Here is a 13,066-nt window from a genome sequence, read left to right on the forward strand (position 1 = left end):
TCGAGATCTTCTCGTCCTTTTTTTTTACAACAAGACTATTAAAGGGATTGTATACGTATATTAAATTTATTAGAATATTTAGAAAAGAATTTGAATATTTAAGTTTTGGGAGTATAATTAAACTTATAACATACTAACTGGTTAGTATGGAGAAGGGAGTGGAGAGATTGGATTTTTCATATTCTCAAAAGGTTAAAGATCTGCAAGAAAAGTTAACTGCATTCATGGGAGCTTATGTTTACCCAAATGAATCTGTGTACGAGCAGCAATTAAATGAACAGGAAAGCCGTTGGAGTGCTGTCCCGCCAATCATGGAGGAGTTAAAGCAAAAGGCAAAAGCAGAGGGTTTATGGAATTTATTTTTACCTGAAAGTGAATATGGTGCAGGCCTAACCAATTTGGAATATGCTCCTCTTTGCGAAATAATGGGGCGTTCGTTAATTGGACCAGAAGTGTTTAATTGTAGTGCACCTGATACAGGTAATATGGAAGTCATTGTTCGTTATGGAAAGGAACAGCATAAGGAAGAATGGCTGAAACCACTGCTGGCAGGGGAAATTAGGTCATGTTTCTCGATGACAGAACCAGCGGTTGCCTCCTCTGATGCGACCAACATTGAAGCACGAATTGAACGCGACGGTGATGAATACGTCATTAATGGACGAAAATGGTGGTCATCTGGTGCCGGTGATCCTCGCTGTAAAATAGCGATTGTTATGGGGAAAACAGATCCGAATGCTAACCGTCATGAACAACAATCTATGATTCTAGTTCCTCTTGATACCCCTGGGGTAAAGATTGAACGGATGCTGCCAGTGTTTGGTTACGATCATGCTCCACATGGACATGGTGAGATTACGTATGAAAATGTAAGAGTTCCTGCCGACAATATTCTTTGGGGAGAAGGAAAGGGATTTGCTATTGCTCAGGGTAGGCTGGGACCTGGAAGAATTCATCACTGCATGAGATTAATCGGTGCTGCTGAGCGAGCACTTGAGGAATTGTGTAAGCGCGTTCAAAGTCGAAGCGCTTTTGGAAAGCCACTTTCCCGGCAAGGAGTAATTGGGGAGTGGATTGCTGATTCAAGGATTGAGATTGAACAAGCTAGGTTGCTAACTTTAAAAGCTGCCTACATGATGGATACTGTAGGTAATAAAGAAGCAAAAACAGAAATTGCTATGATTAAGGTGGTTGCACCATCGATGGCATTGCGTGTGCTTGACCGTGCAATTCAAGCATTAGGTGCCGCTGGGGTTTCTAATGATTTTACATTAGCAGCTCAATGGGCAAATGCAAGGACATTGAGATTGGCTGACGGCCCTGATGAAGTTCATCGTGCTCAACTGGCAAAACTCGAACTACGTAAATATCAATAAACACGATTGCTAACTTGTGAACTAGATAGAGAAGGGCTGGTACCTATGAGATTAAATAAAAAGATTGCAATTGTAACAGGCGGCGGAAGCGGTATCGGACGTGCAGCCGCCGTCCGTTTTGCCAAAGAAGGAGCGAAGGTTGCGTTAGCAGACATTAATTCTATCATGGGTGAAGAGACCGTCAGCCTCATAAAAGAGGCCGGTGGAGAGGCTATTTTTGTTAAAACGGACGTGGCTGATTCAGAACAAATCAAGCAGTTAATTCAGATTACATCCAATACATTTGGCGGCTTACATATTATGTTCAACAATGCGGGTATTGGTAATTCCGAAGTACGGAGTGTGGATTTGGCAGAAGAGGAATGGGACAGAGTAGTTGATATTAACTTGAAAGGCGTATTTCTTGGGATTAAATATGCTGTCCCTGAGATATCCAAATCAGGCGGCGGTTCAATTATTAATACCTCTAGTTTACTTGGACTTAAGGGTCAAAAGTATATGTCTGCTTACAATGCCTCTAAAGCAGGAGTAGTTGTACTTACAAAAAATGCTGCACTTGAGTATGGAAAATACAATATTAGGGTGAATGCGATTGCTCCAGGTGTGATTGATACAAAAATAATTGAAAACTGGAAACAGAATGAGCGTAAGTGGCCAATCATTTCTCGTGCCAATGCACTAGGAAGAATTGGAACACCAGATGAAGTAGCAAATGCGGTTTTATTCTTAGCGTCAGATGAGGCTTCTTTTATTACAGGAACCACTCTTTCAGTTGACGGCGGAGGACTTACGTTTTAATTATATATGATTATCATACGGAGGGGAACGGATGAGCGAGAACAAAGCCTGGTTGGCACATTATCCTGAAACAATAGAAAAAAGTGTTACCATTCCGAATATACCAATGGGACAAATTCTTCATGACACAGCCTCAAAATTCCCTAACAATTTTGCCCTGTCTTTTTATGGAAAAAAGTTCACCTACGATCAATTGCAATCTTTAGCCCACGCTTTTACCTCAGCACTTCAACAAAATGAGGTTCAAAAAGGGGACCGGGTGGCGATCATGCTTCCGAACTGCCCGCAATATGTCATTTCCTATTATGGAATTCTTAATGCTGGGGGAATTGTTACCCAGGTGAACCCTATGTCAGTTGAGCGGGAGCTTGAGTATATCCTAAATGATTCAGGGACTGAAACTATTGTGGTTCTTGATGCATTATATCCAAGGGTGAAAAGTGTTCAATCTCAAACAAATTTGAAGAATATTATTGTTGTTAGCTTACAGTCCTCAGGACAAGACTTTGCGCCGGATAGGAGCTTTGAAAACTTCCTAACAGAGGGTAACGGGAATGTGGTCCCAATTGAATTTGAACCGGAACATGATGTAGCAGTGCTTCAATATACTGGAGGCACTACAGGTCGGTCTAAGGGTGCTATGTTGACTCACCGCAACGTGTTGGCAAATGTGATCCAGTGTTATGAATTTTTTAAACATGAATTGGAAGTTGGAAATGAAAAATGTTTAACCGTAATTCCACTTTTCCATGTATTTGGAATGAGTTCTTGCATGAATCTTTCTATATACACAGCAGGAGAATCAATCATGCTACCTCGTTTTGATTTAGAAGAAGTCCTTAATACGATAAAAAATGAACAGCCTACTATGTTCCCAGGAGTTCCAACCATGTATGTGGCGATTACAAATCACCCTAAGGCAGAGGAATATGGAATTAATAGTATTCGAACCTGTAACAGTGGTAGTGCACCAATGCCAGTTGAGTTGCTCCGTAGCTTCGAAAAGAAAACAGGTTCGAAGATTTTAGAAGGCTATGGTCTGTCTGAGGCTTCACCAACCACACATTGTAATCCTCCATTTGCAGAGCGGAAACCTGGTAGTGTAGGTATTGGAATGCCTTCTACCAAATATAAAATTGTCGATTTAGCAACTGGTACGAAAGAGGTATCTGTAGGTGAACTTGGGGAAGTCATCATTAAAGGTCCGCAAATTATGAAGGGCTATTGGAATATGCCTGAAGAAACTGCTAATACATTACGGGATGGTTGGCTTTATACAGGCGATATTGCCAAAATAGATGAAGATGGTTATTTATACATCGTCGATCGAAAAAAAGATATGATTATTGCTAGCGGCTTCAATATTTATCCTCGTGACATCGAAGAGGTGTTATATGAACATCCTGTTGTTCAAGAAGCTGTTTGCATTGGAGTTCCCGACCCATACAGGGGAGAAGATGTGAAGGCTGTGATTGTCTTGAAGGCTGGTAAAAAGGCTACTGAAGAAGAAATAATTCAATTCTGTAGGCAGAACCTTGCGGCATATAAGGTGCCTCGTTTGGTTGAATTTCGTGAGCAATTGCCTAAAACTGGTGTGGGAAAAATCCTTCGCCGGGCCTTGAGAGACGAAGTCAAACAATAATAGATGACGTTATATTGAGAGTGAAAAGCACAATGACAATATTTATTCATTCATTAAAGGAGCGTTCGATAGTATGGTATAATTTCTATTAGACATTTTTTACAGATTGCGGGGACAGAACGGTGAAGGAAAAAATCACAGGACAAAGCATCCAACTATTTGAAAAGAAGGGTTTTAGTGAAACCTCGATTCAGGATATAGTGGATTCTCTAGGCGTAACAAAGGGGACTTTTTACTATTACTTTTCAAGTAAAGAGGAACTGCTCATGGACATCCATCTAGGGTATATTAATGAGCTGCTTGTCCACCAGGAACAAATATTAAATGATACATCAAAAAATTGTAAGCAAAAATTATTTGAGATTGTGAATATGCTTATAACGAATATTCAACGGCAGGGAGCAGCAGCAAAGATTTTTTTTAGAGAAATGAAAAATCTAAGTTCTGAGCGTCTGGCGTTGATTGTTCCTAAACGGGATCAATTTCGTTTAAATATTGAAGCACTTATTAACGATGGCATTTCCAAAAAGGAGTTTCGACAAGATCTAAATGCACGCATTGTTACTATGGGAATTCTAGGTATTACCAATTGGAGCTATCAATGGTTTAATCCAAACGGCATGGTTTCTGATCGTGAAGTCGCAGAAATTTTTGTCGAAATGATTTTAAAGGGAATTCAAGAAAATTGAAGAAAAAATGAGAGAGGGTATATTGAAAGTTCATTCCCCCTCTTTTTTAAAAAAACTTAAATACTAACCGGTTAGTATCGAATGTATTTATATCTACATTGTTGATTGAGGTGGATATCATCATGAAGCATGAAATACGGGTACATGTAAGATTCGGGGAAACTGATGCCTTGGGCCATATTAATAATACAAGTTACTTCATTTATTTGGAGGAAGCACGGATCCGCTTTATTGAAGCCTTAGGTTATAAGATGGATACTGGGAATTGGAATTTTATTCTTGCGTCAACCAAATGCGATTTTATCAGTCAAGGCTATTTTGATCAAAGCCTATTGATTAAAACGTATGTGTCTAAAATAGGGAATAAGAGTTTTCAATTAGAACATGATATTTTCTGTTCTAAAACTAACCACCTTTTAGCTAAGGGAAACGCAATCATGGTTTATTTTGACTTTGATAAACAAGAAAGTGAACTGCTACCTGACTTGATAAAAGAAGAACTTAAAGGCTTTTTTGTTCAATGTTAGACATGTCACTTTATTTTAAAGAGACTGTAATTTTTTAAATTGAGAGGAGGAATCATATGCCGCGCCAAATGAATAAGGATACAATTCCTGTTCGAAAAGGAGAAGAGTTGAATTTAGTAGTATTGGAAAAGTTCTTACGTGAAACGTTTGAAACGTTGCCAGCCGGGCCACTTGAGATTTTACAATTCTCTGCTGGTCATTCAAATCTAACCTATCAACTAAAAATGGGTGAGTGGGAAGCGGTTTTAAGACGTCCTCCACTTGGACCAGTTGCACCGAAGGCTCATGATATGGAACGGGAATATAAAATACTTTCTGAGTTAAATCCGTTTTTTTCTGTGGCGCCTAAGCCCCTTCTTTTTTCAGATAACCTCGAAATTGTGGGTAGTTCGTTTTTCCTCATGGAAAGAAAAAATGGGATCGTGATTGACACTTCCTTCCCGGATGGCATTCAAGTAACAAAAGAACTTTGTCACCACCTATCTGAAGTAATGGTTGAGAAATTGGTAGAACTACATGCGATCGACTACAAACAAACAGGTCTATCATTAATTAGCAAGCCTGAAGGCTTCCTTGAAAGACAGGTACACGGATGGATTAACAGGTATGAAAGGGCAAAAACGGATGAGATAGCTGTTGTTGACACCTTAAAAAAATGGCTAGTTGACCATATTCCTAGAGAGCATGAATCTACAATTATTCATTATGATTATAAGTTCAATAATGCCATGTATAATGAGCAATTTACAGAAATGGTAGGTTTATTTGACTGGGAGATGACCACAGTTGGAGACCCACTGGCGGACCTTGGCGTTGCTATGAGCTATTGGAATCAAAGTGATGATTCAGACCTGTTAATTAAAGGACTTGGAAGGGAACCAGTCACGGCTGTTTATGATGGATTTTTCACCAGAAATCAATTTATTGAGCTTTATGCCCAAAAAAGTGGACGCGATATTTCTAATTTTAATTTCAATTTGACTTTTGCTTACTTTAAGTTGGCTGTAATTGGTCAACAAATCTATTATCGCTTTAAAAAGGGCCAGACAAATGATATGCGTTTTGCTAACTTTAACCACTTTGTAAAAAATCTCATCCTGCACGCAGCACATGTTGCTGATCAAAAGGTTTAAAGGGGAGCTGAAGAGTCATGACGAAGATTCATCTTCTCTTAAAGAAAGAAGAAATAAATGAAGAGAAAATGCTAGAAGGAAACAAAATTGCCGTTGTTTTAGATGTGCTTTTGGCAACAACAACAATCGTATCTGCATTAAAGGAGGGTGCTAAGGAAGTCATTCCCGTTTTAAACAGCAAGGAAGCCTTAGAACTCGCAAATAGATATAAACAAGGTGAATATATTCTTGCAGGTGAGTTGGATGCTAAACCCATTGAAGGGTTTGTTTATCCGAGTCCAACACTAATTGGAGAAGCTATCACAGGTAGGACATTAATTTTATCTACTACGAATGGAACAGTTGCTTTAAGAAAATCACAATCTGCAGATAAAATATATATCGCTTCAATAATCAATAATCCTGCTGTTGCCAATGCCCTTCAAAAATGTAACGGTGATCAAACCATTCTTGTCATTTGTTCTGGAAATTCAGGAGAAATTAGTCTTGAAGATTTTTATGGTGCCGGACATTTCATAGATTGCTTGTTGAAAAATGGTAAGTTTGACTTAACGGATGCAGCTAAAGCGGCTTTGTATTTTTATCGAGGCCAGGATGATTCATATGAAATACTACAAGAATCTTATGTTGGTAAATTACTTGAAAAATATAATCAACAAACTGACTTGACGTTGGCTGCATCAAAAGGAAGCGCTTCAATTGTTCCCGTTTTAAAGAATGGAAAAGTAGTAATTGATACCATCTTTGTTTGAAGATCACTCTAGTTCCGAAGAAAAAAATTTTTCATGGGGGGGCGTGGAAGATGAGGTTTTCGCAATCGATTGCAGTAGTGACAGGGGCTGGAAGTGGAATTGGCAGAGCTTCAGCTATTCGCCTTGCAAACGAAGGTGCTAAGGTCATCTTGGTTGGAAGGACAAGGGGGAAACTCGAAAAAACAGCGGAGGAAATCAATCGCACGAGTAAGATTCCGCTGGCTGAAATATTCACTGCTGATTGTACAGATGTAGAGGATGTAGCGGAATTAGCCGAATATGTTCAATTGCAATATGGAGACCTCCATGTTCTTGTAAATAATGCAGGCGGTTCTCGACATTCAAGAATTTTGGAGATAACAGAACAAGATTGGGACTATGTACAGGATGTTAATTTAAAAAGTGTGTTTTTAGTTTCAAAGGCGCTAGGAAAAATCATGATAGAAGGGGCACAGCATGAAGAACAACGAAGCCGAGCAATTGTCAACGTCGCCTCGTTGTCAGGGCATCAGGCAGGTGTAGAAATACCTCATTATAGTGCAGCTAAAGCCGGGGTCATTAATTTCACACGATCACTTGCTTTAGAATTAGCACCTTTTGGCATTCGAGTCAATTCTGTGTCACCCGGATTTGTTGAAACTCCTCTAACAGAAAAAGGTTTAAAAAATGATCGATTCGTAAGAGCAATACAAAGAAACACAGCTTTACAGCGTGTGGGTAATCCTGAAGAAATTGCCAGTGTCATCGCTTTTGCAGCATCACCTGAAGCATCCTATATGACAGGAGCGGATCTTTTAGTTGACGGTGGTTGGCTCATTAAATAAACGTGATAGAAACCATTTAACTATATTATTTGAAATGAAAGGAAGATGTAAATGACTCAAGAACATTTAATTGTTGAAAAATTAGGACCGGTACTTTCTCTAACCTTAAATCGACCTGAAAGTTTAAACGCTTTTAGTCCCGAAATGATAGTAGGATTAAAGGATGCGCTTAATAGTGCACAACAGGACGAAGACGTGCAGGTCATTGTTTTATCAGGAGCAGGCCGTTCATTTAGTGCGGGTGGTGATGTTAAAACCATGGGTCAGGCTCAGGGTGTTCAAGTATACGACCATATTGGCAGGCTTAATGAACTCATCTTACTAATGAAAGATACGGAAAAACCAATTATTGCGGCTGTCCATGGGTTTGCGGCTGGTGCCGGTGTAAACTTAGCCCTCGCTTGTGACTTAATTGTGGCGGCTGAGGAAAGTAAATTTGCCTTAAGCTTTTCACAGGTAGGGCTGGTTTCCGATGGGGGAGGTTCGTATTTACTACCAAGGTTGATTGGGCCACATTTAGCAAAGCAATTCTTTTTTACAGCTGAACCAATTCCAGCAGAAAGATTATATCAGCTGGGGGTCATTAATTACCTTGTTCCAGTTGAAAAGCTTCAGGAGGAAACAACGAAATTTGCTCTGAAATTAGCACATGGTCCTGGAAAAGCATATGGAAAGCAAAAGAAGTTAATTGATCAAGCATTCACATCCTCACTAGCGGACATTCTTGAGCAGGAGCGTCTGATCCAGACACTGATGGTACAGACAGAGGACCACCAAGAAGGCATTGCAGCATTTAAAGAAAAGAGAAAAGCAGCATTTAAAGGGAAGTAGGAGATGAATGTTATGAAAGCAGTACAATTAAAGGAATATGGTGGACCAGAGGTATTAAATCTAGTGGATATTGAAAAACCAGTTCCTAAAGGTCACGAAGTACTTATAGAAATCAAGGCTATTGGTGTGAACTATGCTGATACAGCGCGAAGAGAAGGACAATATGTGGTAAAAACACCTCTCCCTTTCATACCCGGTGCTGAGATTGCTGGGATAGTCGCTCAAGTAGGAGAAAAAGTAACAAAAGTAAAGCCAGGTACAAGAATTGTGACGTTAATTGAATCAGGAGGATATGCTGAATTTGCCCTTGCCGATGAACGTGCTTTAATCCCAATCCCTGAACAATTGGATTTTCATACCGCAGTTGCCTTGCCGCTCCAAGGTTTAAGTGCGTATCATATTTTAAAAACAATGGGCCGATTAGAAAAGGGTGAGAGTGTCCTCGTTCATGCGGCTGCGGGCGGCGTAGGTACTATTGCTGTACAGCTTGCAAAATTGTTTGGTGCTGGAAAAATAATTGCTACCGCAAGCTCCGATGAAAAGTTAGCGTTAGCTCGTGAAATGGGAGCAGATGTACTAATCAATTATACTGAGCCTGACTGGGAACAACAGGTTCTCGAGGCAACAGATGGTAGGGGGGTAAATGTTGCCCTTGAAATGGTCGGCGGAGAAGTTTTCAATAAGACCGTTAGGTGTCTTGCCACATTTGGTCGACTTGTCATCTTTGGGGCTGCAAGCGGGGAACAAAGTCGTTTCTATCCATCCTCACTAATGGGAAGAAATCAATCAGTGATCGGATTCTTCCTGCCACAAATTATGAGAAAACAAGAATTATTGCAACCTAGTTTAGTAGAGCTTCTTACCTATTTAGGTGAAGGGAAACTAAAACTTACAATAGGCGGGGTTTTCCCATTAGAGGAAGCAGCACAAGTCCATACACTTTTACAATCACGGAAAACACAAGGAAAACTCATTTTAGAACCGTAAACGGTTAGCACCTAGTCTACTCATACGAATCTAGCCATTTTTCTTAATTTTAGTAGAAAATCGAAAGGGTGAACCAATTTATGAAAAATGTTGAAACAGTTACAGGTCCAATTCCCGTTGATACGCTTGGAAAGACACTTATTCATGAACACTTTATTTTTGGATACCCAGGATTCCAAGGTGATGTAACACTAGGTCCTTTTAAGGAAGAAGAGTTCTTAGAAGCAGCTATTGCTGTAGCAAGACAAATGCAGAGTTTTGGTGTTCAAACGGTTGTGGACCCGACTCCTAATGAATGTGGTAGAAATCCACTATTCTTAAAAAAAGTTTCAGAAGCAACTGGATTACAAATTATTTGTGCGACCGGATACTATTATGAAGGGGAGGGGGCTCCTCCATACTTCAAGTTCAGACAGGCATTAGGTACTGCTGAAGAAGAAATTTATGAAATGTTTACAAAAGAGATTTCAGAAGGAATTGCCGGATCAGGAATTAAACCAGGCATTATTAAGCTAGCATCCAGCAAAGACCAGATTACTGAGTATGAAAAAATGTTCTTCCGGGCTGCAGCAAGGGTACAAAAGGAAACGGGCATCGTAATCTTAACTCATACACAAGAAGGAACAATGGGTCCAGATCAGGCGAGAATGTTAATTGAACTTGGTGCTGACCCAAGTAAGATTATTATTGGTCATATGTGCGGCAATACTAACCCTGAATATCATAAGGAAGTCATGGACCAGGGAGTCAGAATCGGGTTTGACCGGTTTGGAATCCAAGGAATGGTTGGAGCACCATTCGACCAAGAAAGAGTGGCAACTTTAATGGATTTATTAGATGCTGGTTACGAAGATCAAATTTTACTAGCTCATGATTCCGTTAATATTTGGTTAGGACGGCCTCCCATTATGAACGAGCAAGTGATGAAAATAATGGAGAATTGGCACCCTGGTCATATCTTTGAAAACATCCTACCAACACTTAGAGAGAATGGAGTAACAGAGACACAAATTGATAAAATGCTAGGTGTTAATGCTGAAGCATTATTTATAGGAGCACCGGCAAAAGTGTTCTAACTCTACCCCAAAAGAGGACTTGAATATCAATTCAAGCCTCTTTTTTATGCTTTTAATGAAAATATTAAAAAACTATGAACAAAGTATTAATTAGTCGGGAAGAATGGTCTTAATTGTTGATATGCATAAAATTTGAGATAAACTAAAAAGTAAGAATCATTTATCTATATTAAATGGATTGCAGTTCGAGAAATGGTGAAGAATTCTATACAAGCTACTTCCACGTTTCTAATTAGGAGATGAGAATTTTGAGAATATTAGTGATTGAAGATAGTAAGAGTGTTTGCTCGATGATTGAAATGTTTTTTGCAAAAGAAGGAATTGAGGGTGAGTTTGTAAATGATGGTCTTGAAGGCTATAACCGCTTTAAAAGTGAGACTTGGGATGCGCTAATTGTTGATTGGATGCTGCCAAGTATGGATGGAGTTACTATTTGCAGAAAGATTCGCGAAGAGAAGTTTACTGTTCCGATAATTATGTTAACTGCAAAGGATAGTGAATCTGATCAAGTGTTAGGTTTAGAAATGGGTGCAGATGATTATGTGACAAAGCCTTTTAGTCCCCTTACACTTATGGCAAGAATTAAGGCAGTAACGCGAAGATTCCAAACACAGACCCCAATGGAGCAAAAAAATATGGTTCAAACAGAATATTTTAAGGTCAATAAAGATACTAGAGAAGTGATTGTTGACGGTACACCAATAACCAACTTAACACCAAAGGAATTTGATCTTTTGTACTTTATGGTGGAGCATCCGCGGCAAGTATTTTCTAGAGAACAGCTACTTGAAAGTGTATGGGGATATCAGTTTTACGGTGATGAAAGAACTGTTGATGTTCATATTAAAAGGCTTCGGAAGAAGGTGGAGACCACTTCACAGCCATTCTTTCATACTGTTTGGGGAGTAGGGTATAAATTTGATGAGTCCATCAAAACCGATTAAGTTTAAATATTTCTATCAGCAGTTTTTTAGCCATATTAGTATAATTATTGTTGCCTTTTTAATTCTAAGTCTCTTGTTTGCTCATTACGTGGAAAATTTAGTTTATCAGAATAAGGCAGATGAACTTAATTCGTATGGCAAAGCCATTTTAACAGATATGAAAGAAACTCCTTTCGCGACTAAAGAAATTATGAATCAATATAGTACGGTATTAGCTGCACGAAAAATGAGTTTTAGTATGTTTGATGAGGATGGAAATCTGTATTTAGTTGGGAAACGCGGACCAGCTATTAAAGGGTTATCTGATAAGGAATGGAAGAAAATTACCGAAGGACAAACACTCATAGTACAAAGTGATTTTAAAAGGTTTGGGCAGGAGGGGGTAACATTTGTTGTCTTACCTTATCATGATAATGGGAGATTTGTTGGCGGAATTTTGTTAACTTCCCCTATTAGTGGTTCTAGCGATATGATTCGTCAAATCAATAAATTTTTACTCTATACAATTTTAATTGCCTCTGCTGTTTCGTTGTTATTAAGCTGGTTTTTATCAAGAATACATGTAAATCGAATTAAACGTCTTCGTGAAGCGACATCACTTGTTTCAGCGGGGAATTATCATGTTAATGTAAAATCTTCTAATTTTGATGAGATTGGAGAGTTAGCAAATGATTTTAATCATATGGTGGATAAAATCAATACGTCAATGGAAGAAATCGAGAGTCTTGAAAACAGAAGAAGGCAGTTTATGGCAGATGTTTCTCATGAGATGAGGACGCCTTTAACGACCATCAGTGGCGTGATTGAAGGATTGAGAAATAACATGATTCCTGAGAAGGACAAAGAAAAGGGCATCAATCTTGTAAGCCATGAAGCTAAAAGATTAATTCGGCTTGTTAACGAAAACCTTGATTTTGAGAAAATTCGTTCCAATCAAATCCAATTATTTAGAGAAGATATTCAGCTTTTAGAAGTATTGGAAATCATTCAAGAACAATTAATACTACAGGCGGAAGAGAAAAATAACAGTCTCATTGTCGAAGTTGAACCGGATATCATGGTAAATGCCGACTATGACCGCCTTGTTCAAATCTTGATCAACATAACCAAAAATAGTATTCAATTTACTGCCAATGGAACCATTTGGTTAAGAGGAAAAGAGGAAATGAACTGGATTATTGTTGAAGTAGAGGATACGGGGATTGGAATTGATCCAAATGAACTAGAAAATATCTGGCGTCGTTTTTACAAAGCAGATATCTCAAGAACAAGTAACCCATATGGGGAGTTTGGTTTAGGTCTTTCGATTGTAAAACAATTGGTATTGTTGCATAACGGTGAAATTGAAGTGTTTAGTGAAAAAGAAAAAGGGACCAAATTTGTGATTCGTTTTCAAAAAATACACTGAGGAGAGCTACAGATCATGTCTGTAGCTTTTTTTTATGAATTTCATTGTTCTTTCTTACAAATTTTCAAAACCCGTTACA

Annotated in this window: 13 protein-coding genes; all 13 read left to right on the forward strand. The window is 38.8% G+C overall.

Going from position 1 to position 13,066, the window contains the following annotated elements; genetic code table 11:
• The first annotated feature begins 167 nt into the window (after positions 1–167).
• The 13 genes from QFZ87_RS12865 (at position 168) to QFZ87_RS12925 (ending at position 12,987) form a co-directional block, all read left to right on the forward strand.
• Entirely contained in the window at positions 168–1,376 is a 1,209-nt protein-coding gene (locus tag QFZ87_RS12865; RefSeq protein WP_309861884.1) for an acyl-CoA dehydrogenase, read from the forward strand.
• 45 nt (positions 1,377–1,421) lie between these two features.
• Positions 1,422–2,174: an SDR family NAD(P)-dependent oxidoreductase gene (locus QFZ87_RS12870; protein ID WP_309861886.1), complete on the forward strand. Its 753-nt coding sequence runs from the start codon at positions 1,422–1,424 to the stop codon at positions 2,172–2,174.
• Between the two features lie 31 nt (positions 2,175–2,205).
• Positions 2,206–3,816, forward strand: coding sequence for a long-chain-fatty-acid--CoA ligase (locus tag QFZ87_RS12875; RefSeq protein ID WP_309861888.1), 1,611 nt, complete (start codon positions 2,206–2,208; stop codon positions 3,814–3,816).
• Positions 3,817–3,938: 122 nt separating this feature from the next.
• Positions 3,939–4,505 (forward strand): TetR/AcrR family transcriptional regulator, encoded by a 567-nt coding sequence (locus QFZ87_RS12880; RefSeq protein ID WP_308083690.1) that lies wholly within the window; start codon positions 3,939–3,941, stop codon positions 4,503–4,505.
• A gap of 122 nt (positions 4,506–4,627) precedes the next feature.
• Entirely contained in the window at positions 4,628–5,032 is a 405-nt protein-coding gene (locus QFZ87_RS12885) for an acyl-CoA thioesterase (protein ID WP_309861891.1), read from the forward strand.
• A 68-nt stretch (positions 5,033–5,100) separates the two neighbouring features.
• Complete coding sequence (locus QFZ87_RS12890; RefSeq protein ID WP_309861893.1) at positions 5,101–6,165, forward strand: phosphotransferase family protein; 1,065 nt, start codon at positions 5,101–5,103, stop codon at positions 6,163–6,165.
• 17 nt (positions 6,166–6,182) lie between these two features.
• Complete coding sequence (locus QFZ87_RS12895) at positions 6,183–6,917, forward strand: 2-phosphosulfolactate phosphatase (RefSeq protein WP_309861895.1); 735 nt, start codon at positions 6,183–6,185, stop codon at positions 6,915–6,917.
• A 50-nt stretch (positions 6,918–6,967) separates the two neighbouring features.
• Complete coding sequence (locus QFZ87_RS12900) at positions 6,968–7,741, forward strand: SDR family NAD(P)-dependent oxidoreductase (protein WP_309861897.1); 774 nt, start codon at positions 6,968–6,970, stop codon at positions 7,739–7,741.
• Positions 7,742–7,792: 51 nt separating this feature from the next.
• Positions 7,793–8,572 (forward strand): enoyl-CoA hydratase/isomerase family protein, encoded by a 780-nt coding sequence (locus tag QFZ87_RS12905; protein WP_309861899.1) that lies wholly within the window; start codon positions 7,793–7,795, stop codon positions 8,570–8,572.
• 12 nt (positions 8,573–8,584) lie between these two features.
• Positions 8,585–9,559: a quinone oxidoreductase family protein gene (locus tag QFZ87_RS12910; RefSeq protein ID WP_309861901.1), complete on the forward strand. Its 975-nt coding sequence runs from the start codon at positions 8,585–8,587 to the stop codon at positions 9,557–9,559.
• Positions 9,560–9,639: 80 nt separating this feature from the next.
• Positions 9,640–10,635: a phosphotriesterase family protein gene (locus tag QFZ87_RS12915; protein WP_309861903.1), complete on the forward strand. Its 996-nt coding sequence runs from the start codon at positions 9,640–9,642 to the stop codon at positions 10,633–10,635.
• Positions 10,636–10,883: 248 nt separating this feature from the next.
• Positions 10,884–11,579 (forward strand): winged helix-turn-helix domain-containing protein, encoded by a 696-nt coding sequence (locus tag QFZ87_RS12920; RefSeq protein WP_309861905.1) that lies wholly within the window; start codon positions 10,884–10,886, stop codon positions 11,577–11,579.
• Complete coding sequence (locus QFZ87_RS12925) at positions 11,557–12,987, forward strand: ATP-binding protein (protein ID WP_396133916.1); 1,431 nt, start codon at positions 11,557–11,559, stop codon at positions 12,985–12,987. The genes QFZ87_RS12920 and QFZ87_RS12925 overlap by 23 nt, the downstream gene beginning before the upstream one ends.
• Positions 12,988–13,066 lie beyond the last annotated feature (79 nt).

Origin of the sequence: Bacillus sp. SLBN-46 (assembly GCF_031453555.1) — a bacterium.
Classification (GTDB): domain Bacteria; phylum Bacillota; class Bacilli; order Bacillales; family Cytobacillaceae; genus Neobacillus.

Coding starts and splice junctions, on each gene's coding strand:
- QFZ87_RS12890 (WP_309861893.1), top strand. CDS start 5,101: ATGAATAAGGATACAATTCCTGTTCGAAAAGGAGAAGAGTTGAATTTA.
- QFZ87_RS12870 (WP_309861886.1), top strand. CDS start 1,422: ATGAGATTAAATAAAAAGATTGCAATTGTAACAGGCGGCGGAAGCGGT.
- QFZ87_RS12885 (WP_309861891.1), top strand. CDS start 4,628: ATGAAGCATGAAATACGGGTACATGTAAGATTCGGGGAAACTGATGCC.
- QFZ87_RS12875 (WP_309861888.1), top strand. CDS start 2,206: ATGAGCGAGAACAAAGCCTGGTTGGCACATTATCCTGAAACAATAGAA.
- QFZ87_RS12895 (WP_309861895.1), top strand. CDS start 6,183: ATGACGAAGATTCATCTTCTCTTAAAGAAAGAAGAAATAAATGAAGAG.
- QFZ87_RS12910 (WP_309861901.1), top strand. CDS start 8,585: ATGAAAGCAGTACAATTAAAGGAATATGGTGGACCAGAGGTATTAAAT.
- QFZ87_RS12925 (WP_396133916.1), top strand. CDS start 11,557: ATGAGTCCATCAAAACCGATTAAGTTTAAATATTTCTATCAGCAGTTT.
- QFZ87_RS12915 (WP_309861903.1), top strand. CDS start 9,640: ATGAAAAATGTTGAAACAGTTACAGGTCCAATTCCCGTTGATACGCTT.
- QFZ87_RS12905 (WP_309861899.1), top strand. CDS start 7,793: ATGACTCAAGAACATTTAATTGTTGAAAAATTAGGACCGGTACTTTCT.
- QFZ87_RS12900 (WP_309861897.1), top strand. CDS start 6,968: ATGAGGTTTTCGCAATCGATTGCAGTAGTGACAGGGGCTGGAAGTGGA.